Source organism: Streptomyces sp. STAM6 (genome assembly GCF_054963715.1).
The window spans coordinates 12627-38699 of sequence record NZ_JBUEFZ010000009.1 but is presented as its reverse complement, the minus strand read 5'-3'; the positions used below and the strand labels follow the sequence as shown (position 1 = coordinate 38699).

The window sequence follows — 26073 nt, the reverse complement described above, 5'->3', positions numbered from 1 at the left end:
GTCGGGCCGGCAGGACTTCTCCCGCGCGGTGGAATGTTCCCCGGCAGCCCCGGGGAAGGAGCACCGTCCCCCCGAGGCGCCGAACCGGCCCGTCCCGGGACCGTCCGGGGCGGGCCGGTGTTCCGGTGGGTCCGGCCGTCAGGGACGGCTGGTCAGGTAGCCGCCCATGGAGGTGAAGTACTCGGTCGCGGGCAGTTCCCGGCCGTCCTCGGTCCGCACGCGGGTGACGGCCAGACCGTGGTTGCGGCCGGTGCGGGCGTCGGCGCCGGCGACGATCGCCACGCCCTCGCCCTCCCGGTAGAAGATGCGGCCCGGGGTGCCGCCGTAACGGCCTTCGGACACGACGGCGGAGAGGATCTCCAGCCGCTTCCCCTTGTGGTAGGTGAAGGCGCTCGGGTACGGGGCGGACTGGGCGCGGACCAGGCGCTCCAGCACCTCGGCGGGCCAGTCCCAGTTGATCCGGATGTCCTCTTCGGCGCGCTTGTGGAAGAACGTGGCCTGCGAGCGGTCCTGCTTGGTGAACTCGGCCTTGCCGGAGGCGATCAGGTCCAGGGCGCCGATGGTGACCGGGGCGATCAGGTCGACCGTCTTGTGGAACAGGTCCGTGGTCGTGTCGGTCGGTCCGACGGCGACCGCACGCTGCATGACGATGTCGCCGGCGTCGAGTTCCTCGTCCATCATGTGCGCGGTGACGCCGACTTCGGGCTCGCCGTTGATGAGGGCCCAGATCAGCGGCGAGAAGCCGGCGTACTTGGGCAGCAGCGAGTCGTGGACGTTCAGCGTGCCGTGCTTCGGCAGGGTGTAGATGCGCGGCGGGATCCAGGTGCGCCAGTTGTTGGCGACGATGATGTCCGGGTCGGCCTCTTTGAGCTGCTGGAACAGTTCGTCGTCGTCCGGCCGGTTGCGGATGATCACCGGGACTCCGTGCTCTTCGGCCAGGTCGGCGACGGAGTCGCTCCAGATCTTCTCGTAGGCGTGCTCGCTCTTCGGGTGGGTCACGACCGTCACCACGTCGTGCTCGGAGTCCAGGAGCGCCTGCAGGGTGCGATGGCCCCAGGTCTGATAACCGAACATGACGACCCGCATGGGGGTTCCTCCTCAGAAGAGCGATTGACGGCGATAAGTAAAGCAAGGCTTACCTAAGGATGCAACGGGGCTGAAATTGGGGGCCAGTTGGCAGGTGAATGGCCGTGGTGTCCGTTTTGCCCCGTCGACAGCTTGGCCAGATCAGGTTAGCTTTACCTAAGTTCCGCTCGGCGGCCGCTCACCGGTGTGCCCGGGCTTCGCCGTTCCCCCACGCCTGACAGCACTCCTGGCAGGCGGCTGTCCCGCACGATGGGAGTGACATGTCACAGGCTCTTCCTGACGACGCACCACTGATCCACGACCTCATAGGTATCGGCTTCGGGCCGTCCAATGTGGCCATGGCACTCGCGCTCAGCGAGCACAACGCACGCGTCGGAAGGCAGGAGGCGGTCACCGCTCACTTCTTCGAGCGGCAGCCCGCGTTCGGCTGGCACCGTGGCATGCTCATCGACGACGCGACCATGCAGGTGTCCTTCCTCAAGGACCTGGTGACGCTCCGGAACCCCAGCAGCGAGTACAGCTTCCTCTGCTACCTGCAGAGCAAGGGCCGGCTCATCGACTTCGTCAACCACAAGAACCTCTTCCCGCTGCGCGTGGAGTTCCACGACTACTTCGAGTGGGCGGCGGCCAAGGTCGACGACATGGTCTCCTACGGTCACGAGGTCGTCTCCGTCGAGCCCGTCGTACGCGACGGCGTGGTGGAGTTCCTGGACGTGACGGCCCGTTCCGGGGACGAGACGGTGGTCCACCGGGCCCGTAACCTCGTCATCGGCACGGGGCTGCGCCCGCTGATGCCGGAAGGCGTCGAGCGCGGCGACCGCGTCTGGCACAACTCCGAGCTGCTGGCGAAGGTCGACGGCCTGGAGGGCACCGACCCCTCCCGCTTCGTCGTCGTTGGCGCCGGCCAGAGCGCCGCCGAGAACGTCGCCTACCTGCACCGCCGCTTCCCGGACGCGGAGATCTGCGCCGTCTTCTCGCGCTACGGCTACAGCCCGGCGGACGACAGCAGCTTCGCCAACCGCATCTTCGACCCCGCGGCGGTCGACGAGTACTACACCGCGCCCGACGACATCAAGCGCAAGCTGATGGACTACCACGGCAACACCAACTACTCCGTGGTGGACATCGACCTGATCGACGACCTGTACCGGCAGGCGTACCAGGAGAAGGTCCTCGGCACGGAGCGGCTGCGTTTCATCAACGTGTCCCGGCTGACCGGAGCCGAGGAGACCCCGCAGGGCGTCCGCGCCCTCGTCAAGTCCCTCGTCACCGGCGAGACCAGCGCGCTCGACGCCGACGTCGTGGTCTTCGCGACCGGCTACCAGCAGGCCGACGCGCTCGGTCTCCTCGGCGACGTCGCGGAGCGCTGCCACCGCGACGACCAGGGCCGCGTGCGCGTCGAGCGCGACTACCGCCTCGTCACGGACGCCGAGCTGCGCTGCGGCATCTACCTGCAGGGCGGCACCGAGCACACGCACGGCATCACGTCGTCCCTGCTGTCGAACACCGCGATCAGGGTCGGCGAGATCCTGGATTCGATCCTCGACCGCGGCCTCAAGGGCTCCTCCGACGAGGCCCGCCCGGTCGCCGGCGGGGTCGGCACGAGCCGCTGACCTCCTCCTCCGCGGTTCACCCCTAGGTCCAGCCCCCCACATCGCCGTGCTCAGCCTGGTAGCGCCGTCGTACCCAGGCAGGCGTGGCCGCACCGTGAAACCCCCGTGAAAGGAACATCCGTGTCCACTGGTACACGCCCCGCGCTGACGCGGTTCGTCAGAAACGTCCCCCGCGTGGCCGTCGCCGCCGTCGCCGCGCTCGCCCTGGCCGCCTGTGGGGGCGGCGCCGAGAAGACCGACTCCAAGCCGAAGGCCGGCGCCGACGCGGGCGCCAAGTCCGCCGCCTTCCCCGTCACCGTCGAGCACAAGTACGGCAGCACGACGATCGAGGCCGAGCCGAAGAAGGTCGTCACCCTCGGCCTGTCCGACCAGGACGCGGTGCTCGCCCTCGGCGTCAAGCCGGTCGGCGCCGTGGACTGGTTCAAGGAGAAGCCGTACGGCAAGTGGCCGTGGACGAAGGACAAGTGGGGCTCCGACGCGCCGCAGATCGTGGGTGAGCGCGACGAGTACAACATCGAGAAGATCGCGGCCCTCAAGCCGGACCTGATCATCGCGCAGTACTCGGGCATGAAGAAGGAGCAGTACGACACGCTCTCCAAGATCGCCAAGGTCGTCGCCCAGCCCAAGCAGCACCCGGACTACGGCGCCCCCTGGCAGGTCATGACCCGCCAGATCGGCAAGTCCCTCGGCAAGACCGCCGAGACCGAGAAGCTGATCGCCGGCGTCGACGCCCGCTTCAAGGCCGTCAAGGACAAGCACCCCGAGTGGGCCCAGAAGACCCTGGCCGTGGCCGACAGCTTCGAGGCCGGCAAGTACTCGGCGTTCACCAAGACCGACCCCAAGTCGATCTTCTTCTCCGAGCTCGGCTTCAAGCTGAAGCCCGAGATCGACAAGATGGCCAAGCCGGGCTGGAACGTCGCCGAACTCAGCGCCGAGAAGCTGAACGTGCTCGACGTCGACCGTCTCGTCTGGGTCACCTCCAGCACGGAGGCCAACGACCGCATCAAGGCCGAGCCCCTCTACAAGAAGCTGAAGGTCAACCAGGAGAAGCGCGACCTGTTCGTGCCGTACCAGGACCCGGACATCGGCGCCGCGTTCTCCTTCAACACGGTCCTGTCGATCCCCTACGCGATCGAAGAGATCGAGCCGCTGCTGACGGCCGTCAAGTAGCCGCCGGCCGCCCAGACCGTGCATCCCGCCCGTCCGCCCATGGCCCTGCGGACGGGCGGGATGCGCACCTCTGACCCGCGCGCCCCGACCACACATCACCGACGCACCACCAGGGAAAGGCCCCACGAACGATGTTTGACGTCGAGTCGGACCGGACGTCCGGTTCCGGGATACCCGTCACGGGCGGGCAGTCCGGCATCTGGCTGGCCCAGCAGATCGAGCCGGAGGGCTCGGCCTACAACATCTCGTTCGTCCTCCAACTCCGCGGTGCCATCGACCTGGAGCGGCTCGCAAACGCCGTCCGGCAGGCCAGCGAAGAGGCGGAGAGCCTGCACGTCCGGATCACCGAGGTGCAGGGCGCGCCCCGGCAGATACCCACGCGCTTCGCCGTCGAGGTGACCCACGTCGACCTCAGGGGCGAGGCCGACCCGCACGAAGCGGTCCACCGGTGGATGGAGGCCGACCGCGACCGCCCCGCCGACCTGGCCGGCGGCCCGCTGTTCGGGCAGGCGCTGCTGCGGCTCGCCGACGACCGCGTCTGGTGGTACCAGCGCTACCACCACATCCTCGTCGACGGCGCCGGCATCGCCGAGATCACCCGCCGCGCCGGCGACATCTACTCCTCCGGCGACGACGGGACCGCCGCACCCGACTGGTCCCTGGCCCGGCTGGTCGAAGCGGACGCCGCGTACCGCGCCTCCGAGAAGTACCCGCAGGACCGCGCCTACTGGCTGGAGCGGATGGCAGGCCGGCCCGAACCCGTCCGCCTGGTCGAGCGCGCCTCCGCGCCCATGAAGCGCCGCGTCCGCCGCACCACGGAGCTTCCGCCCGAGGCCGCCGCCCGGCTGCGCGCCAGGGCGACGGAGGCCGGCGTGCCGCTGTCCCGCCTCCTCATCGCCGCCTCGGCCGCCTACCTCCACCGCGCCACCGGCGAGCAGGACCTCGTCCTCGGCCTGCCCGTCACCACCCGCCAGGACCCCGAGACGCGCCGCGTCCCCGGCATGGTCTCCAACATCCTGCCGCTGCGCCTCACCGTCCGCCCGGACATGACCGGCGCCGAGCTCCTGGCCACCGTCTGCACGGCCGTCTCCGAGGCCGTCGCCCACAGCCGCTACCGCGCCGAGGACCTCGCCCGGGACCTGGGCCTGGCCGACGGCGTGCAGGAGCTCGTCGGCCCCACCGTCAACGTCCTTCCCCAGCCCGAGGCGCTCCGCTTCAGCGGCACCGACGCCGAGTTCGTCCCGTACTGGCTCGGCCCGGTCAGCGACCTCGCCCTCACCTTCGGGGACTTCGAGGAGGGCCACGGCCTGCGCATCCACCTCGACGCGGACGCCGAAGTCTGCGACGAGCCGACGCTCGCCGAGCACCAGCGGCGCTTCCTCACGGTGCTCGAAACCCTCACCTCGGACCTGCGGCCGACCGTCGCACACATCGAGCTGACCTCCGGCGAGGAACGCGGCCGGCTGCTCGGCGAGTTCGGCGTGGCCCCCCGTCCCGCGCCCGAGCTGTCCTGGCCCGCCGCCTTCGAGGAGCGGGTACGTCTCGCCCCCGACGCCGTCGCCCTCGTCTGCGAGGACCGGGAGCTGACGTACGCGGAACTCAACGCCGCCGCGAACCGCCTCGCCCGGCTCCTCACCGCGAGGGGCGTGCGCGGCGAGGACGTCGTCGCCGTGGCCCTGCCGCGCTCCGTGGAACTCGTGACCGCCCTGCTGGCCGTGATGAAGGCCGGTGCGGCGTACCTGCCGCTGGACGCCGACCACCCGCGGGACCGCATCGCCTACATGCTGGACGACGCGGGCGCCCGCACGGTCGTGACCACCCGCGAGCTCTCCGCCGACCTGCCCGACGCGCCCGGTGTCACGCACCTGCTGCTCGACGACCCGGCCGTGGCCGCCGAGTGCGCGGCCCTCGACCCCTCGGACCCCGGCGTTCCGGTGGTCCTGGACCAGGCCGCGTACGTCATCTACACCTCGGGCTCCACGGGCCGCCCCAAGGGCGTCGTGGTCTCCCACGACGGAGTCGGCAGCCTCATCGCCACCGCGACCGACCGCATCGGCATCACCGCCGACAGCCGTGTCGTACAGTTCGCGTCCGCCGGATTCGACGTGACGGTCTGGGACCTGATCATGTCGCTGTGCGTCGGGGGCCGCGTCATCGTGGTGCCCACCGAGCGCCGCGTCGCCGGTCCCGCCCTCACCGACTACATCGCACGGCACCGCGCCACGCACATGATCCTGCCGCCTTCGCTCGTCTCGGCGCTGCCGCAGGACTGCGAACTGCCCGACGGCGCCGTGCTGATCGTCGGCACCGAGGCGGTGCCGAGCGAACTCATCGCCCGCTGGGCCGGACGCCTCCAGGTCGTCGTCGCCTACGGCCTCACCGAGGCCACCGTCAACTCCACGCTGTGGCTCGCCGACGCCGACCGCCCGGGCCCCGCCCCCATCGGCCGGCCCGACCCCAACACGCGCGCCTATGTGCTCGACTCGGCCCTGCGCCCGGTTCCGGTCGGGGCCGAGGGCGAGCTGTACGTCGGCGGCCGCGGCCTGGCCCGCGGCTACCTGGGCAGGCCGGCGCTCACCTCGGAGCGCTTCGTCGCCGACCCGTACGCCGAGGAGACCGGCGCCCGCATGTACCGCACCGGTGACCGGGTGCGCTGGGGCGCCGACGGCAACCTGGAGTTCCTCGGCCGTTCGGACGGACAGATCAAGATCCGCGGCCACCGCATCGAGCCCGGTGAGGTCGAGAGCGCCTTCATGGCGTGCCCCGGCATCGCCCAGGCCGCCGTCCTCGTCCGCGAGGACCACCGCGGCGTGAAGCGCCTCGTCGCCTACCTCGTGGCCGAGGCCGGCACCGACGCGGACACCTCCGTGGCCGAGGCGCGCGCCACGATCGCCGGGAACCTCCCGGACCACATGGTCCCGTCCGCCCTCGTACGCCTCGACGGCCCCCTGCCGCTCACCCCGAACGGCAAGCTCGACAGCCGCGCACTGCCCGCGCCCCGGTGGACCGCGATGGCCGGCGACGACGCGCCCACCACACCCGCCGAGACCGCGCTCGCCGCACTGGTCGCCGAGGTGCTCGGCCTGCCCTCGGTCGGCGTCCACGACAGCTTCTTCGAACTGGGCGGCGACAGCATCGTCGCGATCCAGCTGGTGAACCGCGCCCGGGAGAAGGGATTCGCGCTCACCCCGCGCGACGTGTTCCGCCGGCGCACGGTGGCGGCCCTCGCCAGGACCGCGGACCGGGTCACCGCCGCCGCCCGCCCGGCGGCCCCGGCCGTGGAGCTCGACGAGGACGCCCTGCCCGTCTCACCGCTCCAGGAAGGTTTCTTCTTCCACGCGGCGTTCGACGAGGAAGCCGCCGACCTCTACGTCGTCCAGGAGGTCCTCGACCTCGCGGGCCCCGCCGACCCGGACCGGCTGCGGCAGGCACTGCAGCTGATGCTGGACCGGCACCCGCTGCTGCGGGCCTCGTTCCGCCAGCTGCCCGGCGGCGAGGTCGTCCAGCGGATCGCCGACCGCGTGACCCTGCCGTGGCGCGAGGCCGACCTGGCCCGCACCGGCATCGAGGACATCCTGCGGCAGGACCGTGCCCGGGGCTTCGACCTGGCCGAGCCGCCGCTGATGCGGGCCACGCTGATCCGGGACGGGCAGCGCAACCGGCTGCTGCTCACCCTGCACCACATCATCGCCGACGGCTGGTCCGTCTCCGTGCTGCTGCGCGAACTGACCGCCGCCTACGCGGGCGACGCCCTGCCCGAGCCCGTCGCCCCGCACGCCTATCTGTCCTGGCTGGCCGGCCGGGACCGCGACGCCGCCCGTGAGGCCTGGCGCCGCACACTGGCCGGGCTGGAGGGCCCCACCCGGCTGCCCACCCTCTCCGCCGACGCGTCCACCTCCGCCGACGGCGCCGTGGCGCCGGTACCGGTGGGGCAGGCCAGGCCCGAGCACGTAGAGGTCCGGCTGCCCGGGGCGTTCACGGCCGAACTGACGGCCTTCGCGCGGACCAACGGCCTCACCCTGAGCACCGTCGTCAACGGCGCCTGGGCGCTGCTGCTGAGCGGACTGACCGGCAGCCAGGACGTCGTGTTCGGCACCACCGTCTCCGGACGCACCACGGAGGTCGAAGGCCTCGACACGGCCGTCGGCCTGTTCATCAACACCGTCCCGGCCCGCGTGGGCGTGCGCGCCGGCGAGTCGCTGACCGACCTGCTGCGGCGCGTCCAGGACGAGCACGCGGCGCTCCTGGACCATCAGCACCTGGGACTCGCCGACATCCAGCGGATCGCCGGCGGCGGCGAACTCTTCGACACCCTCGTGGTGTTCGAGAACTATCCGAGCGGCGACCTCACCGCCGACGGCGACTCCGCCACGCCGCTCGTCACCGGCGCCGAGGTCCTCGACGCCGTGCACTACCCGCTGGCACTCATCGTCGAGCCGCAGGGCGGCCACCTTTCCCTGCGCTTCAAGTACGACGCGGCCCGGCTCGACCACGTGGCCGTCGCGGTCCTCGCCCACCGCTTCGAGGCACTGCTGCGGACCCTCACCTCCGACCCCGGCCGCCCGGTCGCCCGTGTCGGGCTGCTGTCCGAGCGGGAGGAGGAGCGCCTCGCCGAGCTGAACGCCACCGCCCACCCGCTCCCCGACCCGGACGCCACCCTCGCGTCGCTCTTCGCCGCCCGGGCGGCCCGGACCCCCGACGCCCCCGCGGTGGTCTTCGAGGGCACCACCCTCACCTACGCCGAACTCGACCGGCGCGCCGAGGCCCTGGCCCGGCGGCTGAGGGCCCGCGGCGCCGGCCCCGAGCGGTTCGTGGCCGTCGCCGTCCCCCGCTCCGCCGAGCTGATGGTCGCGCTGCTCGCCGTCCACAAGGCGGGCGCCGCCTACCTGCCCGTCGACCTCGACTACCCCGCCGACCGTGTCGCGTTCATGCTCGGCGACTCCGGGGCACGCACGGTCGTCACCACGGCCGCGTCCGCCGGGCGGCTGCCCGGCGTGCCGGGTCTCGAACACGTCGTGGTGGACCACGACGAGGAGGTCCCCGACGCGCCGCGCGTACCGGCGGGACCGGACCACCCCGCGTACCTGATCTACACCTCCGGCTCCACCGGCCGCCCCAAGGGCGTCGCCGTCACCCACCGGGCCATCGTCAACCGCCTGGCCTGGATGCAGAGCGAGTACGGGCTGAACGCAGGCGACCGGGTGCTCCAGAAGACCCCGTCGAGCTTCGACGTGTCCGTGTGGGAGTTCTTCTGGGCCCTGGTCGAGGGCGCCACCGTCGTCCTCGCCCGCCCCGACGGCCACCGCGACCCGGCCTACCTGGCCGGACTGATCCGCACGGAGCGGATCACGACCCTGCACTTCGTGCCGTCGATGCTGGCCGCGTTCGTCCAGGTCATGGAGGCCGCCCCCGGCAACCCCGACTGGGCGGCGAGCCTGCGCCGGGTGTTCTGCAGCGGTGAGGCACTCACCGGCCCGGACGCCCGGCGCTGGTCGGACCTGACGGCCCGCCACGGCTGCGGTCCCGTACCCCTGCACAACCTCTACGGGCCCACCGAGGCCGCCGTGGACGTCACGTACTTCCCGTACGAGGGCGGCACCGAACTCGCCGTCCCGATCGGCCGGCCCGTCTGGAACACCCGCCTGTACGTGCTCGACGCCTTCCTGCGCCCCGTCCCCGACGGCGTCCCGGGCGAGCTGTACCTCGCGGGCGTCCAGCTGGCGCGCGGCTACCACGACCGGCACGGCCTGACCGCGGAGCGCTTCGTCGCCGACCCGTTCGGTGCGCCGGGCGAGCGGATGTACCGCACCGGCGACCTGGTCCGGCGCCGCGCCGACGGCGCCGTCGAGTACCTCGGCCGCACCGACCGCCAGGTGAAGATCCGCGGCAACCGCATCGAGCTCGGCGAGATCGAGACCGCCCTCGCCGCCCTCCCGGGCGTGGCCCGCGCGGCCGTCGTCGTCCGCGACGGCGCGCTCGTGGGCTACGCGGTGGCGGGTCCCGGCACACCGGCCCCGGACACCGGCGCCCTGCTCGACGCGCTCGCCCGCGCGCTGCCCGCCACGATGGTGCCCAGCGCCGTCGTCGCCCTCGACGAGCTGCCGCTGACGCCCAGCGGCAAGCTCGACCAGAACGCCCTGCCCTCGCCGACCGTCGCCCCCAGGGAAGGCGGACGCGCGCCCCGCGACGAGCGCGAGCGCGCCCTGTGCGAGATCTTCACCGCCGTCCTCGGCATGCCGGGGATCGGCGCCGACGACGACTTCTTCATGCTCGGCGGCGACAGCCTCACGTCGATCGCCGTCGCCACCCAGGCCCGGGAAAGGGGACTGACGATCAGCCCGCGTGACGTGTTCGAGCACCGTACGCCCGCCGCGCTCGCCGCAGCGGCCGCGAGCGTGCCGGACGAGCCTGCCGAGCAGACCGCACCGACCGCGGAGACGCCCGCCGGCGGTGTCACCGTCTCCGCGACCGACGCCGGACAGGCCGCCGCCGCCCTCCAGGCGATGCTGGCCGCCCAGGCACAGTCCGGTGCGGCGGTCGACCCCGCCCTTCAGGCGCTGCTCGCCCAGCTGACCGCCGCTGCGCCGGCGGAGCCCGAGGCCCCCGCCCCGCTCGGCGGACTGGAGCTGACCGAGGAGGAGACCGCCCGCGTCGAGGCCGCCGCGGGGCTGCCCGTCGCCGACGTCTGGCCGCTCTCCCCGCTCCAGGAAGGCATGTACTTCCACGCCACCTACGACGCGGGCGACGCCCTCGACGTCTATCTGTCGCAGGAGACGCTGGACTTCGACCACCGCCTCGACGCCGACCGGCTGCGCGCCGCCTGCCGGGCACTGCTGGAACGCAACGCCAGCCTGCGCGCCGGGTTCACCAGCGACGGGCTGCCCCGGCCGGTGCAGTTCATCGCGGACGGCGCCGTGATCCCGCTGGTGGAGACGGACCTGTCCGCCCTGCCCGCGGACGAGCGGGGCGCCCGCGTGGACGAGCTGCTGGCGGCCGACCGCCGCCGGCGTTTCGACCTGGCGTCGCCGCCGCTGTGCCGGCTCCAGCTGATCCGGCTCGGTGACGGCCGCGACCGGCTCGTCGTCACCCACCACCTCATCCTGTGGGACGGCTGGTCCGCGTGGCTGTTCCTGGAGGAGCTGTTCACGCTGTACGAGCGGGGCGGCGACACCACAGGTCTGCCCGCACCCGGCTCGTACCGCGACTACCTGGCCTGGCTGGACGAGCAGGACACGACCCGGGCCGTCGACGCCTGGCGCGGCGCGCTCGCCGGGTTCGACGAGCCGACCCTGGTCGCCCCGACCGGCCGCGACGCCGGCCCGGTCATCCCGGCCGACTTCGACGCCGTGCTGACCCGGGAGACCAGCGACGCCCTGCGCTCCCTGGCGCGCAGGCACGGCCTCACCCTGAACACCCTCCTCAACGCCGCCTGGGGCCTGGTCCTCTCCGCGATGACCGGCCGCGGCGACGTCGCCTTCGGCACGGCGGTGGCCGGACGGCCCGCCGACGTCCCGAACGTCGCCGGCATCATCGGCATGTTCCTCAACACCGTCCCCGCGCGTGTCGCGTTCGCCCCGGACGAGCCGCTGCTGGACCTGCTGCGGCGCATGCAGTCCGAGCGCGCCGCGGTCATGCCGTACGAGTACGTGGGCCTCGGCACCCTCCAGCAGGAGACCGGCCACCGCCGGCTGTTCGACACGCTCTTCGTCCTCCGCTCCGCCGACGGCGAGGACCGTGCCGCGGCGCTCCGGCAGCGGCACGGCATCACCGACGTGTCGAACGTGGACGGCACCCACTTCCCGCTGACCCTGATCGTCACGCCCGAGACGCGGCTGCGGGTCACCCTGGCGGCCCGTCCCGACCTGTTCGACGCGGAGACCGCGACCACCGTCCTCGGCCGGTTCACCACCGTCCTGGAGCGGCTCGCCGACCTCCTCGCCGGCCCGGACGCCGCATCGGCCCGGACCGTGGGCGTCGACCTGCTGCTGCCGCGGGAGCGCGCCGCCCTGACGGCCGAGTGGGCCGGCAGCCGCGAGCCCGTGCCCAACGAGACCATCGCCGACATGCTGACGGCCCAGGTCGCCCGCACCCCGGACGCGGTGGCCCTGGTCTTCGGCGAGCGCGCCCTCACCTACGCCGAACTGGACGCGCACATCAACCGGATCGCCCGGCTGCTGCTCGCCCGGGGCGCCGGCCCCGAGAAGGTCGTGGCACTGGCGCTGCCCCGCTCCATCGACATGGTGGCCGCGCTGTTCGCCGTCCTGCGGACCGGCGCCGCCTACCTCCCGCTGGACCTGGACCACCCGGCCGACCGGCTCCGCCTGATGGTCGAGGACACGGGACCGCTGTGCCTGGTGTCCACCACGGCCGTCGCCCCGACCCTGCGCGGCGACACCGGTGCCGCGGCGCCCGAACTCCTCCTGGACGACGCCGCCGTGGCCGCCGAACTGGCCGCCCTGGACGGCCGGGAGATCACGGACGCCGAGCGGCCCGCGTTCGCGCACGACGTCGCCGACCGCCTGGAGTACCCGGCCTACGTCATCTACACCTCCGGCTCGACCGGTCGGCCCAAGGGCGTCGTCACCCCCTACCGGGGACTGACGAACATGCAGCTCAACCACCAGAAGGAGATCTTCGACCCGGCCATCGCCTCGGCCGGCGGGCGGCGGCTGCGCATCGCGCACACCGTGTCCTTCGCCTTCGACATGTCCTGGGAGGAGCTGCTCTGGCTCGTCGAGGGACACGAGGTCCACGTCTGCGACGAGGAACTGCGCCGCGACGCCGAGGCCCTGGTCGCCTACTGCGACCGGCACCGCGTCGACGTCGTCAACGTGACGCCCACCTACGCCCAGCTCCTCATCGAGGAAGGACTCCTCGACCGGGCCGCCCCGGCCGGCGACTCCGAGCCCGGCAAGCACCGGCCCGCGCTCGTCCTGCTCGGCGGCGAGGCCGTGTCCGACACCGTCTGGACGAAGCTGCGCCGCACCGAGGGCACCTACGGCTACAACCTGTACGGACCCACCGAGTACACGATCAACACCCTCGGCGGCTCCACGACGGACAGCGCGACCCCCACGGTCGGCATGCCCATCCGCAACACCCGCGCCTACGTCCTGGACGCCATGCTGCGACCGGTGCCGCCGGGCTGCCCCGGCGAGCTGTACATCGCCGGCACCGGCCTGGCCCGCGGCTACCACGACCGCCCCGGACTGAGCGCCGAGCGCTTCGTCGCGGACCCCTTCGGCGAGCCGGGAGAGCGGATGTACCGCACGGGCGACCTCGTGCGGCAGCGGCCGGACGGGCTCCTGGACTTCCTCGGCCGCACCGACGACCAGGTGAAGATCCGCGGCTACCGCATCGAACTGGGCGAGATCTCCACGGCCCTGTCCTCGCACCCCGAGGTCGCCCACGCGGCGGTCGTCGTGAACGAGAGCACCGGGACGAAGCGCCTGGTCGGCTACTTCGCGCCGGAGGCCGGCACGGAGGCCGGCGAGGACCTGCTCCAGCGGCTGCGCGACCACCTGAAGACCGGGCTGCCCGACTACATGGTCCCCTCCGCGCTCGTCGCCGTGGACACCCTGCCGCTGACCGTCAACGGCAAGCTGGACGTCAGGGCGCTGCCCGCCCCGGACTTCGCCGGTACGGGCACCAGCCGTACGCCGCGCACACCGCAGGAGGAGACGCTCTGCGCGCTCTTCGCGGAGGTGCTCGGCCTGCCCGAGGGCAGTGTCGGCATCGACAGCGACTTCTTCGAGCTGGGCGGCCACTCGCTGCTGGCCACCCGCCTCGTCAGCCGGGCCCGTACCGCGCTCGACACCGAACTGGCCATCCGTGACCTGTTCGAGGCGCCCACCGTGGCCGAGCTGGTCGAGCGCGCGTCCCGCTCCGGCGGGGCCGCCCGCCCGGCGCTGACCGCCGGTGAGCGGCCCGCCGAGCTGCCGCTGTCCCACGCCCAGCAGCGTCTGTGGGTCATCCAGCAGATCGAGTGCACCTCGGCCGCCTACAACTTCCCGCTGGTCATGCGGTTGCGCGGGGCCCTCGACACCGAGGCGTGGGGCGCGGCGCTGGCCGATGTCACGGCCCGCCACGAGGCCCTGCGCACGGTGTTCCAGGAGCGCGACGGCCAGGCGTTCCAGCGGGTGCTGCCCGCCGACGAGGCGCGGCCCGTGGTGGAAAGGCTGCGCGCCACCGAGGCCGAGCTGCCCGGCATCGTCGACGCGGCCATCAACCGGCCCTTCGACCTCGCCGCCGAACTGCCCGTGCGGGCCACCGTCGTGGAGCTGGCACCCGAGGACCACGTCGTCGTCCTGCTGCTGCACCACATCACCACCGACGAGTGGTCGGACCGCCCGTTCCTCCGCGACCTGGCCACCGCCTACGCGGCCCGCGTCGCCGGTTCGGCACCCGACTTCGAGCCGCTGCCGGTCCAGTACGCCGACTACGCCCTGTGGCAGCAGCGCCTCCTCGGCGACCCGGCCGACGCGGACAGCCTGGCCGCCCGGCAACTGGAGTACTGGCGCACGACGCTGGACGGCGCCCCCGAGGAACTGGAGCTGCCCACCGACCGGCCGCGCCCGGCGCGGCCGGCCTTCACCGGCGCCGAACTGGACATCGCGTTCGACGCCGACGTCCACGAAGGCCTGAAGCGGCTCGCCCGCGAGACCGGTGCCAGCATGTTCATGGTGGTGCACGCCGCCGTGGCCGCCCTGCTGCACCGCATGGGCGCCGGCACGGACATCCCCCTCGGCTCGCCCATCGCGGGACGCGGCGACGAAGCGCTGGACGACCTGGTCGGCTTCTTCGTCAACACCCTGGTGCTGCGCACCGACCTGACAGGCGACCCGAGCTTCACGGAGCTCCTCGGCCGGGTCCGGGAGACGGACCTCGCGGCGTTCTCGCACGCGGACGTGCCGTTCGAGTCGGTCGTGGAGAAGCTCAACCCGACCCGGTCGCTGTCCCGGAACCCGCTGTTCCAGGTGATGGTCGGCTATCACGCCCGCACGGGTGACGGACTGGAACTGCCCGGCCTGCACGCCGACTACGTGCCGTTCCGGGTCCGCTCGGCCAAGTTCGACCTGGTCTTCAGCTTCACCGAGCACACCCCCGCCGACGGCGGCACGGGCTCCCTGGGCTGCCGCCTGGAGTTCGCCACGGAGCTGTTCGACCAGGAGACCGCCGAGCGCCTCGGTGACCGTCTCCGGACGCTCGTCGCGGCCCTGGTCGCCGCACCCGAACGGCCCGTCTCGCAGGCGGAGATCCTCGCCGACGACGAGCGCCGACTGGTCCTGGAGGGCTTCAACGCCACGGCCCGCGAGGTCGACGAGGAGTCCTTCCCGGCCCTGTTCGCGCGGCGGCTCGCCGAGCGCCCCGACGCGGTCGCGGTCGTCGACCGCTCCCGCTCGGTGACCTACGCGCAGCTGGACGCCCGCGCCAACCGCATCGCCCGGCTGCTCGCCGCACGCGGTGCGGGCACCGAGAGCGTGGTCGGCGTGGCCGTGCCCCGCTCGGTCGACATGGTCGCCACCGTGCTGGCGGTGATGAAGCTCGGCGCGGCGTTCCTGCCGCTCGACCTGGTCCACCCGGCCGACCGCCTCACGTACATGATCGAGGACTCCCGGGCGGCCCTCGTGGTCGGCACCGAGCCGGTCGCGGGCAAGATCCCCGAGGTCGCGGGCGTGGCGGCGGTGCTGCTCGACGCTCCCGACACGGCCGGCGAGCTGGACGCCCTGCCGGACACCCCGCCGGGCGGCGAGCCGGTCGGCCTGAACCAGGCCGCCTACGTCATCTACACCTCCGGTTCGACGGGCCGCCCCAAGGGCGTGGTCGTGTCCCACGAGGGCATAGCCAGCCTGCTCGCCACCGCGGTCGACCGGATGGGCCTGGAGCGCGACAGCCGGGTCCTGCAGTTCGCGTCCATCGGCTTCGACGTCTTCGCCTTCGAACTGTCCATGGCGCTCTGCCACGGCGGACGGCTCGTCCTCATCACGGACGAGGCCCGGGTCGCGGGCCCCGCGCTCACCGACTTCCTCGCCGACCAGCGGATCACGCACATGATCCTGCCGCCGTCCCTGGTGTCCGCGCTGCCGCCCGGCTGCCGGCTGCCCGAAGGGTCGACCGTCCTGGTCGGTACGGAGACCGTGCCGCCGGACCTCTTCGAGCGCTTCGGCGCCACGGCCGACCTGATCTGCGCCTACGGGCTCACCGAGGCGACGGTCAACTCCACCCTGTGGCCCGCGCGTGAGCACGGGGGCCGCCCCTCCGGCCGGGTGCCGATCGGCCGCCCCGACCCCAACACCCGCTGCTACGTGCTCGACGAGCACCTGCGGCCGGTTCCGCCGGGCGTCGCGGGCGAGCTGTACGTCTCCGGACGCGGCCTCGCGCGCGGCTACCTCGGCAAGGCCGGGCTGACCTCGGAGCGGTTCGTCGCCGACCCGTACGGCCCGCCCGGCAGCCGGATGTACCGCACCGGTGACCGCGCCCGCTGGCGCGCGGACGGCAACGTCGACTTCCTCGGCCGTGTCGACACCCAGGTGAAGGTGCGCGGCTTCCGCATCGAGCTGGGCGAGATCGAGGCGGCGCTGACCTCGCACCCGTCGGTGGCCCAGGCCGCCGTGGTGCCGGACCGCGACGGCGACATCGTCCGCCTGATCGGCTACGCGGTACTGGAGGCCGGAGAGGCCGGGGAAACGGCGCCGCAGGAGCTGCGTGCCCATGTGGCGGGCGCCCTGCCCGAGTACATGGTCCCGGCGCTCGTCGTCCCGCTGGACGGCCCGCTGCCGCTGACCCCCAACGGCAAGCTCGACCGCAAGGCACTGCCCGCGCCGGACTGGGCGGCCATGACCGGTGACGCGCGCCCGGCGACCGCGACGCAGGCCAGGCTCGCCGAACTGTTCTGCGAGATCCTCAAGCTGGAGAAGGTCGGCGTCCACGACAACTTCTTCGCCCTCGGCGGCCACTCCATGGCCTCGATGCGGCTCCTGGGCCGTATCCGTGCCGAGTTCGGCGTCGAGCTGAGCATCCGGGACGTCTTCGACGCGCTGACGGTCGCCGGCATCGAGGGCAAGCTGAAGGGCGCGGCCACGGCCCGTCCCGCCCTCCGCCCGGCGGAAGGCCACGGGGAAACGCTCCCGGTCGCACCGGTCCAGCGCTGGCAGTGGGACGCCCTCCGCCGTACCCCGCGCTTCGACCACGCGCTCGTGCTGCGCTCGCCCGGCGGCCTGGACGCCGCGGCCCTGACGGCCGCGCTCGCCGATGTGGCGGCACGCCACGAGCCGCTGCGGACGGCGTTCACGGAACGGGACGGGGCCGTGTACCAGCGGGCCGTCGAGCCGCCGGCCCTGACCCGCGAGGAGTGCCCGGAACTGGAGGCCCGCCTGGCTGAACTGGCCGCCGGAGCACCGGAGCCGGACCGCGCGGTCCCGCTCGGGGCGCACCTGCTCACGGAGCCCTCGGGGAGCCAGGCGCTGCTGCTGACCATGCACTACCTGACGGTCGACGAATGGTCCGTCGTGCCCCTCTTCCGCGACCTCACCGCGGCCTACACGGCCCGTACGGAAGGCCGGGCGCCCGAGTGGGAGCCGCTGCCGGTCTCGTACGCGGACTACACCCGGTGGGCCCACGACGTCCTGGGCGACGTGGACGACCCGGACAGCCGGGGCGGGCGCCAGCTCGCCTACTGGCGCGAGACGCTGAAGGACGTACCGGCCGAACTGGCGCTCCCCGCGGACGGCTCGCATGCGTCCGCCGGCGGCGCCGACCACGTCGGCTTCGTCCTGGACGAGGCGCTGCACGCGGCCGTGGACGAACTGGCCCGGACGACCGGAACCAGCATGTTCATGGTGTTGCACTCCGCCCTGGCGGCGCTGCTCACCGCCCACGGCGCCGGCACCGACCTGCCCATCGGTACGATGGTCGCCGGCCGCACGGACGACCAGCTGGCCGACCTGGTGGGCTGCTTCTTCAACACGGTCGTGCTGCGCACCGACACGGCGGGGGACCCGACGTTCGCGGAGCTGCTGTCCCGCGTTCGCGAGACCACGCTCAGCGCACTGGACCGCCAGGAAGTGCCGTTCGACGAGGTGGTCCGGGCGACCGGCCTGCCCCCGGAGGGCCCGCAGGTCATGGTGATCCACCATGAGCAGGCGGACCTGGACCAGCTCGAGGGCGGCGTCGGCTCCCTCGACGCCGTTCCGACCGGCTCGACGCGTGCGCGGCTGACCCTCAGCTTCTACGAGCCGCGTGGCGAAGGCCCCGTCCACTGCGGGCTGATCCACGCGACCGATCTGCTCGGCACCGCCAAGGCGCGGCGGCTCGCCGACGAACTTCAGAGGCTGCTGCGCACCGTGGCGGCCGACCCGGAGCAGCCGCTGTCGGAGCTGTTCACCACCATGACCGCATCGTCGACAAGGAGTGACACCGCATGACCACCAACCCGTTCGAGGACCCGCAGGGCCGCTTCCTGGTCCTGGCCAACGAGGAGAACCAGCACTCGCTGTGGCCGTCCTTCGCGGATGTGCCGGCGGGGTGGCGCACCGTCTTCGGTGAGGACACGCGGGAGGCGTGCCTGGCGTACGTCGAGTCCAACTGGACGGACCTGCGCCCCGCGAGCCTGGTGGCCCAGCAGGGCTGACGCCCGGACCGAACACGCCGCCGCCCGTGGAGAGTTTCTCTCCACGGGCGGCGGCGTCTCGGCGTGCGGGCTCACCGGGGGAGTGTCACCCCGGTGGCGCCGGCACTTGGGCGCGGCGACTGCCACAGGGCAGGAGCACGGTGCCGGAGCGCCGGGCCGGGACCGCGGCCGGGGCCGCAGCCAGGGCCAACGCGGCGCGGCCGGATGCCGGGGCCGGTTTCTCGTCCGCGGCCCGGTGTCCGGTCCTGCCACCCGTTACCCCGGGCTCTCGGCTTCGCCCGAGCAGGGGACACCCCATCGCCCGACACGGTCTCGTGCCAGGGCCCGTGCCGCCCTCCCACCGCCCGCCGGGCCGCCGTCGGGCCCCGCATTGGCCTCCGGCTACCGGCACGCGTACCCCTCGAGTACGCGTGCCGGTAGCCCGCTGCCGCTGCCGCTGCCGCTGCCGCTGCCGCTGCCGCTGCCCCGTTCCGGCCCCGCGCCCGGCCGCAGGGGTACGCGAAGGGCCCCCGCCCAAAAGGCGGGGGCCCGTTCCGCGGGAACCGGTGCTCGGGCGTGTTTCCCTTTCGAAACACGTCCTAGGCGGGCACCGCCGGCTCCCGGCGGCTGTCGGACCACGCCGACCACAGTTCGGCGTAGCGCCCGCCCGCCGCGACCAGTTCGTCGTGGGTGCCGGTCTCGACGACACGACCCTGATCGAGGACGACGACACGGTCCGCCGTGGCCGCCTGCGGGAGCCGGTGGGCGACCATCAGCCCCGTACGGCCCTCCAGCGCACGCAGGGCGGCGGTCTCCAGGACGCGGGCGCCCGCGCTGCCGGCGTCGGCGGTGGCTTCGTCGAGGATGGCGATGGGGGGATCGGTGAGCACGAGACGCGCCAGCGCCAGGTGCTGGGCCTGGGTCACCGTGAGCCGGTGTCCGCCCTCGCCCACGACCGTGGACAGACCGTCGGGCAGCGCGTCGACCCATTCGAGGGCGTCCACCCGTGCCAGCGCCGTGCGCAGCTCCTCGTCCGTCGCCTCCGGCCGGGCCAGCCGCAGGTCGTCCGCCAGGGGCCCGGCGAAGACATGGACTTCCTGGCTGATCAGGGTGACGGCCCGCCGGACCCCGGTGGGGCCGAGCTCCCGGGTGTCGACGCCGCCCAGCGAGATGGTGCCGTCCACCGGGTCGTGGACGCCCGCGATCAGCTTCGCCAGGGTGGTCTTTCCCGCGCCGCTGGCGCCGACCAGGGCGACGCGCCCCCCGGACCGTACGTCCAGGTCCACTTCGCGCAGCACCGGATGGCCGTCCACATAGGCGTGGCCGAGTCCGGTCACCTTGACGGAGCCGTCGACCGGCGTGGGCGGCTGCCCCTCGGGCTGCCGCTCGGCCGGCAGGCTCGACACCCCGACCAGGCGGGCCAGGCTCGCCCCCGCCGACTGGGCGTCGTCGATGAGGAAGAGCGCGGCGTTGATCGGGTTGAACAGGCCGTGGAAGTAGAGCGCGGCCGCGGTCGCCGTACCCACGCTCACCGCGCCCCGGTCGACCAGGAGGAACCCGGTGACGAGGATCGAGGCCATGCCGACGAACTCGGCGGCGTTGAGCCGCGAGAAGAAGCCGGAGACCAGACGCATGCCCCGGGCCGCCAGGTCGACGGCCGCCCGCGACCGCTGCTCCAGCAGGCCGGCGTGCCGGTCGGTCAGGCGGAACGCCCGCACGGTACGGACTCCGCCGACGCTGTCGAGCAACTGGTGCTGGAGGGCGCCGGTCGCCACCCGGTGCGCGGCGTAGATCTGCGCGGCGCGCGGGATGTACCAGCGCACGGTGAGGATGTGGATCGGTACGGCGATCAGCACGGCGATCAGGAAGCGCCAGTCCAGGGCGGTGAGACCGACCAGGGTCAGGGCGATGGTCAGGAACGCGCTCGCGAACTCGGGCAGCGCCTGCCGTACCGCGCGTGCGATCAGGGTGACGTCGCCCGTCACCCGCGAGGTCAGGTCGCCGGAGCCGGCCTGCTCGACCCGGTCGAGCGGCAGCCGCAGCGCCCGAGCGATGAACCGTTCCCTGAGGTCGGCGAGGATCGTCTCGCCGAGCCGGGCGACGAGCGCCTTGCCGATCGCGGTCGCGACGCCCCTGGCCACGGCGACCGTGAGCAGCAGCGCCATCGGGAGGGTCAGCGCGGCCGCGCCACGGCGGTCCACGACCAGGTCCACGATGCGTCCGAGCAGCGGCGCGGTCAGCAGGCCGATGCCGGTGCCGGCGACCAGCACGGATGCCGCGCCCACCGCCAGGAGCCTGTGACGGCGCAGCAGTCCGCGGACGACGGAGAAGGTCTGGGCGCCGGTGGCGGTGGGCAGGAGCTCGCGTTCGGGCGTGCCGGGTCCGCTCATCGTCCGTCCTTCGTCCTTCGCGTCCGGGTGGGGTGGGTCCGTGTCCTGGGTGCCCGTGTTCCGGACGTCCGTGGTCTGGGTGTCCGTGTTCCGCGCGGTCGTCATGCCAGCACCGCCGAGCGGTACGCCTCGTGGGCGGCGACCAGCTCCGGGTGGCTGCCCTCGGCGGCCACCGCGCCGTCGTCGAGCATCACCACGACATCGGTTCCGGCGAGCAGGGCGGGGCTGGTGGTGACCAGAACCGTGGTGCGGCCACGGCGCAGATCCCGCAGACGGGAGGCGATCCGGGCCTCGGTGACGGTGTCGACGGCCGTGGTCGGGTCGTGGACGACCAGCACGGGCGGGTCGGCGGCCAGGGCGCGGGCGAGGGCCACCCGCTGGCGCTGGCCACCGGAGAGCGAGCGGCCGCGTTCGGTGAGGACGGTGTCCACGCCGTCGGGGAGGGCCTGGGCCACGTCGTCCGCCGCCGAGGCGGCCAGGGCCGGGCCCACGTCCGCCGTGCCGGCGTCCGCCCCGGCCCGTACGTTGGCGAGGAGGCTGTCCTCGAACAGGTCGGCGTCGTGGTGGGCGACCAGGATCGCGCGGCGGGCGTCGCCGGGGTCGAGGTCGGTCAGTGGTACGCCGTCGAGCTCGACGGTGCCTTCGGCGGGGTCGAGTTCGCGTCCCAGGCAGAGCAGCAGGTCGCCCGCTGCGGCCGGGTCCCTGGCGACCACGCCGACCACACTGCCGGCGGCGATGTCGAGGTCGACGCCGCGCAGCGCGCCGTGGGTGACGCCCCGCAGCCGCAGCCGTCCGGCGACCGGCTCGGGGAGCGCGGCCGTCCCGGCCGTGACGGCGGGGGGTGAGGCGAGGACCTCGGCGATCCGGTCGGCCGACGCGCGGGCCTGCGCGAACTCCCCGTTGACGTAGGTCAGGAGCTGGAAGGGGCCGAGGAGGTACTGGGCGAGGCCGACCGCCGCCACCAGTTCACCCACGCTGATCGTGCCGCGCATCGCGAGATGGGCGCCGACCAGTCCGATGACCGCGATGAAGATGCCGGTGAGGGCGAGGATCGCGCCGTCGTGCCAGGCCCGGCTGGTGGCCGCCCGCAGGGCCGCGGCCAGCGAGCTCCGGCTCGTCCCCCGGTAGCGGGCGACCGCCGCCGGTTCGGCGCCGATGCCCTTCAGGACGCGCAGTCCGGCGACCAGGTCCGCGGCGACTCCGGAGGCGTGGGCGGCGTGCTCCTGCTCGGCCTCGCTGCGCCGTTCGAGCGGGCGGCTGATGAGGTGGCCGATCCACAACAGGGGCGGGACACCGAGGAGGACGAGCAGGCCGAGCGGCACGGAGGTGCGGAGCAGGGCCACGGCGCTGATGGCCAGGCCGGTGACCGCGGACAGTGCGTAGGGCAGTGCGGAGGCGACCGAGCCGACCCGCCGGGCGTCACCGGTCGCGACGGCGGTCAGCGCGCCGGGCAGCCGGCCGGAGTCGGCTCCGCCGCGCGGGTCGAGCACCCTGGCGGCGAGGTCCTGCCGGATCCGGTGCGCGGCACTCTCGCCCGCCCCTTCGGTGAGCCGTGCGGAGATCCGGTAGCACGTGGACAGCACGAGGAAGAGCACGGCGAGCACCAGCAGCCAGCGCAGGAGCGCACCGGAGGAACCGGTCGCCACCGCCTCGTCGATCACCAGGCCGATGACGACGGGGACCAGCGCTTCGCACGCCTGGTGGGCCATGGCGAGGAGCGACGCTCCACCGACACGGCGGCGCTGATCGCCGAGCGCTCTCCGGAGGACGTGGCCTCCCGTTGGTCCTCCAGCGGGCATGCGGAGCCTCCACAAGACAGGGTGGGTGGTTAGGTAAGGCTACCTTAATCACGGTCGATGCCAAGGGTCCGCGCGGGGTTGCGCCGGGTTCCGGAGCGCGGCTGAAGAGGCCGCATGCGCGCCCGCGTTGACCCGCCGCGCCTGTACGGTTAGGCTCACCTAAGTTGCGGCGCTCATCGTGTCATGCCGCTCGCAGCGCATCCAGTTTCACGCCTCGCGTACGTGAGGTGCGCGAACCGCCGCCAGGGGGAGTGGTCGTTGTCCGTCGAAGCCCAGGCGGCGTCCGGAAACGAGACCGATGGTCCCGCCGAACCCGTCGTGCCCACGGCGCGCCCGGCCGGCGTGGCCCTGCGTGGTCTCGGACTTGTCCTGACGCTCGGCGCACTGGTCCTCGTCTCGCTGCTCAGTGTCTGGGTGGGCACCAGAGGGATCCCCTTCGCCTCGACATGGGACCTGCTGTGGCGGCCCGACGGCTCGGAAGCCTCCGTCATCGTCCACGAATACCGCATCCCCCGCACCCTCCTCGGCCTCCTCGTCGGAGTTGCGCTCGGGCTGTCGGGTGCCCTGATGCAGGCCCTGACGCGCAATCCGCTCGCCGACCCCGGGCTGCTCGGGGTGAACCTGGGCGCCTCCGCGGGCGTCGTCGTGGCGATCGCCTTCGTCGGTGTGGCCACGCCCCTCGGCTATGTGTGGTTCGCGCTCGCCGGCGCGGCCGCCGCGTCCGTCGGCGTCTACCTCCTCGGCTCCTCCGGACGGAAACTGGCCACCCCCGACCGGCTGGTCGTGGCGGGCGCGGCGGTGACCGCCGTGCTGTACGCCTTCAACTGGGGGGTCCTGCTGTTCGATCCGGAGGCGTTCGACCAGTTCCGCTTCTGGACGGTCGGATCGCTCGCGGGCCGGTACTACGACATCGTCCTGCTGATCCTGCCGTTCGTCGCCGTCGGCCTGGTCGTCGCGCTCGCACTGGCCCCGTCCCTCAACGCCCTTGCCATGGGCGACCAGGTGGGGCGTGCCCTGGGTGTGAACGTCGGGCGCACCCGGGTGCTGGCCGCGCTCGCCGTGATGCTGCTGTGCGGCGCCGCGACCGCCGCGGCCGGGCCGATCAGCTTCGTGGGCCTGGCCGTTCCCCACATCGCCCGGTTCGTGGTGGGACCGGACCAGCGCTGGGTGTTCGCGTACTCGATGCTCCTGTCACCCGTCCTGCTCGTCGGGTCGGACGTCCTCGGCCGTGTGCTCGGCGCCCCGGGCGAGGTACAGGTCGGCATCGTCACCGCGTTCATCGGCGCACCCCTGTTCATCGCGCTGTGCCGCCGTCGAAAGCTGGTCATGCTGTGAGCGACGCACGCGAGGCGGCCGGCCCGTGGACGTGCCCCGGCCCCGTACCCCCGCGCCTCGTGGGCGGAGAAGCGAACAAGGAGGCGCTGTGAGTGCCGTTCGGGAGGCGAAGGCCTCCGTACCCGGCCCCGTGGACACCCAGCCCCCCCGGGTCATCAGCGGCCGGGTCATCCGCACCGGAGCGGGTGGCATCTCCCTGCGTGTGCGGGGCCGCACCGTCGCCGTGACCGTGCTGCTGTTCGCCGCGCTCGTTCTGGTCACCGGAATCACCCTGACGACGGGCGACTTCCCGCTGTCCGTGGAGGAGGTGCTGCAGGCGCTGACCGGCAACGGTTCGGGAGCCGCCGACTTCGTCGTGAACACCCTGCGCATGCCCCGCATCCTGACCGCGGTGTTCGTCGGCGCGGCCCTGGCCGTGAGCGGGGCGATCCTGCAGAGCCTCACTCGTAACTCCCTCGGCAGCCCTGACATCATCGGCTTCACCAATGGCTCGGCCGTGGGCGCGCTCGTCGTGATCATCCTGCTGCACGGCAGCATGACCCAGATCGCGTTCGGGGCGCTGGTCGGCGGCCTGGCGACGGCCTTCGCCGTGCATCTCCTGATGATCGGCCGGGGGTTGCAGGGGTTCCGGCTGGTCGTCATCGGTGTCGGGGTCAGCGCCCTGCTGCTCGCCGTCAACTCGTACCTGATCACACGCGCGACCTTCCAGGAGGCGCTGGAGGCCCAGGCCTGGCTGATCGGCAGTCTCGGGAACCGGATGTGGATGCACGCCAACGCCATCGGCCTCGCCGTGGCCGTCCTGCTGCCCCCGGCCCTCTTCCTCTCCCGCCGTCTCGCCATGGTGGAGATGGGCGACACCACTGCCATGGGGCTCGGCGTCAACGTGGCCCGTACGCGCACGGCCCTTCTCGTGATCAGTGTGGCTCTGGCGGCGTTCGCCACCGCGGTGACCGGCCCGATCTGGTTCATCGCCCTCGCGGCGCCCCAAGTGGTGCGGCGGCTCACCCGCTCGTCCGGGCCGGCGCTGTTGTCGTCCGCCCTCATGGGTGCCGTCCTGCTCGTCCTGAGCGACCTCGTCGTCCAGCGGGTCTTCGCGCCCGCGCTCCTTCCGGTGGGCACGGCGACGGGCGCCATCGGCGGGCTCTACCTCATCTGGCTGCTGATCACCGAGTCGAGAAAGAGCAGCGCATGACTGGAACGAACTCCCCGCAGCCCCGCCTGCGCGCCGAGGACCTCACCCTCTGCTACGACCAGCGGACGGTGGCCTCGTCCCTGAGCGTCGACATCCCCGACCACTCCTTCACGGTGATCATCGGCCCGAACGCGTGCGGCAAGTCGACGCTGCTGACGGCGCTGGCCCGGATGCTCAGGCCCAGGGCCGGGCAGGTGTACCTCGACGGCGCGGCGATCGCGTCGTACCGGTCGCGCGAGGTGGCCCGCCGCCTCGGTCTGCTGCCGCAGTCGTCGAGCGCGCCCGGTGGCATCACGGTCGGCGACCTCGTGGCGCGGGGCCGGTTCCCGCACCAGCGGCTGCTGAAGCAGTGGTCGGCGGAGGACGAGGCGGCCGTGGTGGAGGCGATGCGGCAGACCGGAGTGCTGGAACTCGCCGACCGGCCCGTGGACGATCTCAGCGGCGGCCAGCGGCAGCGCGTCTGGCTCTCGATGGTGCTGGCGCAGCAGACGTCCATCCTGCTGCTGGACGAGCCCACCACCTATCTCGACATCGCCCACCAGGTCGAGGTGCTGGACCTGTGCGCCGACCTGCACGCCCGCAAGGGGCACACGGTCGTCGCGGTCCTCCACGACCTCAACCAGGCGTGCCGCTATGCCACGCACCTGATCGTGATGCGGCCCGGCGGTGTCATCGCCGCCCAGGGCGACCCGGCCACCGTCATGACCGCCGAGCTCGTCGAGGACGTGTTCGGACTGCCCTGCCGGATCATCGACGATCCCGAGACGGGCACGCCGCTGATGGTGCCCGCCGCGCCCAGGCGGTACGAGGCGGAGGCCGGCGCGCCCGGCACACGGGGCACCGGACCCGGCGACGCCGTGCTCGCCGAAACCTCCTGAGG

The 26073-nt window shown here is 73.0% G+C and carries 10 protein-coding genes; 7 read left to right on the top strand and 3 right to left on the bottom strand.

Translation table 11 applies throughout. The features are described 5' to 3' along the window. Positions 1 to 138: 138 nt before the first annotated feature. The gene (locus tag ACY34K_RS13650) at positions 139 to 1086 is read right to left on the bottom strand and encodes a methionyl-tRNA formyltransferase (protein WP_462746567.1); all 948 of its coding nucleotides are present in this window, start codon (positions 1084 to 1086) and stop codon (positions 139 to 141) included. Between the two features lie 260 nt (positions 1087 to 1346). On the opposite strand from ACY34K_RS13650, the gene ACY34K_RS13645 reads away from it, so the two are divergent. From ACY34K_RS13645 to ACY34K_RS13630, 4 genes are all read left to right on the top strand, one after another. Further along, the gene (locus ACY34K_RS13645; protein WP_462746566.1) at positions 1347 to 2699 is read left to right on the top strand and encodes a lysine N(6)-hydroxylase/L-ornithine N(5)-oxygenase family protein; all 1353 of its coding nucleotides are present in this window, start codon (positions 1347 to 1349) and stop codon (positions 2697 to 2699) included. Between the two features lie 120 nt (positions 2700 to 2819). Beyond that, on the top strand, positions 2820 to 3869 hold the full coding sequence (locus ACY34K_RS13640; protein ID WP_462746564.1) for an iron-siderophore ABC transporter substrate-binding protein: 1050 nt from the start codon (positions 2820 to 2822) through the stop codon (positions 3867 to 3869). Positions 3870 to 4000: 131 nt separating this feature from the next. Then, positions 4001 to 18292, top strand: a complete 14292-nt coding sequence (locus ACY34K_RS13635) for an amino acid adenylation domain-containing protein (protein ID WP_462746563.1) — start codon at positions 4001 to 4003, stop codon at positions 18290 to 18292. Next, a complete protein-coding gene (locus ACY34K_RS13630) occupies positions 18289 to 18498 on the top strand; it encodes an MbtH family protein (protein WP_462746562.1) in 210 nt (69 codons plus the stop codon). Before ACY34K_RS13635 ends, ACY34K_RS13630 begins: the two co-directional genes overlap by 4 nt. 578 nt (positions 18499 to 19076) lie before the next feature. On the opposite strand, the gene ACY34K_RS13625 is transcribed toward ACY34K_RS13630, so the two are convergent. Together ACY34K_RS13625 and ACY34K_RS13620 are read right to left on the bottom strand one after the other, a co-directional pair. Next, positions 19077 to 20867 (bottom strand): ABC transporter ATP-binding protein, encoded by a 1791-nt coding sequence (locus ACY34K_RS13625; RefSeq protein ID WP_462746865.1) that lies wholly within the window; start codon positions 20865 to 20867, stop codon positions 19077 to 19079. A gap of 101 nt (positions 20868 to 20968) precedes the next feature. Next, positions 20969 to 22666, bottom strand: a complete 1698-nt coding sequence (locus ACY34K_RS13620) for an ABC transporter ATP-binding protein (RefSeq protein WP_462746561.1) — start codon at positions 22664 to 22666, stop codon at positions 20969 to 20971. Positions 22667 to 22924: 258 nt separating this feature from the next. Here ACY34K_RS13620 and ACY34K_RS13615 point away from each other — a divergent pair, with 258 nt between their 5' ends. The 3 genes from ACY34K_RS13615 to ACY34K_RS13605 all read left to right on the top strand — a co-directional run bounded on the left by ACY34K_RS13615 (position 22925) and on the right by ACY34K_RS13605 (position 26071). After that, positions 22925 to 24001, top strand: a complete 1077-nt coding sequence (locus ACY34K_RS13615) for a FecCD family ABC transporter permease (protein ID WP_462746560.1) — start codon at positions 22925 to 22927, stop codon at positions 23999 to 24001. Between the two features lie 88 nt (positions 24002 to 24089). Then, the gene (locus ACY34K_RS13610) at positions 24090 to 25193 is read left to right on the top strand and encodes a FecCD family ABC transporter permease (protein ID WP_462746559.1); all 1104 of its coding nucleotides are present in this window, start codon (positions 24090 to 24092) and stop codon (positions 25191 to 25193) included. Beyond that, positions 25190 to 26071: an ABC transporter ATP-binding protein gene (locus ACY34K_RS13605; RefSeq protein WP_462746558.1), complete on the top strand. Its 882-nt coding sequence runs from the start codon at positions 25190 to 25192 to the stop codon at positions 26069 to 26071. The genes ACY34K_RS13610 and ACY34K_RS13605 overlap by 4 nt, the downstream gene beginning before the upstream one ends. Positions 26072 to 26073 lie beyond the last annotated feature (2 nt).

Bases quoted from the DNA above. Each gene is read 5' to 3' on its own strand.
- ACY34K_RS13625 (WP_462746865.1), bottom strand. From the start codon at position 20,867: ATGAGCGGACCCGGCACGCCCGAACGCGAGCTCCTGCCCACCGCCACC.
- ACY34K_RS13635 (WP_462746563.1), top strand. From the start codon at position 4,001: ATGTTTGACGTCGAGTCGGACCGGACGTCCGGTTCCGGGATACCCGTC.
- ACY34K_RS13650 (WP_462746567.1), bottom strand. From the start codon at position 1,086: ATGCGGGTCGTCATGTTCGGTTATCAGACCTGGGGCCATCGCACCCTG.
- ACY34K_RS13630 (WP_462746562.1), top strand. From the start codon at position 18,289: ATGACCACCAACCCGTTCGAGGACCCGCAGGGCCGCTTCCTGGTCCTG.
- ACY34K_RS13645 (WP_462746566.1), top strand. From the start codon at position 1,347: ATGTCACAGGCTCTTCCTGACGACGCACCACTGATCCACGACCTCATA.
- ACY34K_RS13620 (WP_462746561.1), bottom strand. From the start codon at position 22,666: ATGCCCGCTGGAGGACCAACGGGAGGCCACGTCCTCCGGAGAGCGCTC.
- ACY34K_RS13605 (WP_462746558.1), top strand. From the start codon at position 25,190: ATGACTGGAACGAACTCCCCGCAGCCCCGCCTGCGCGCCGAGGACCTC.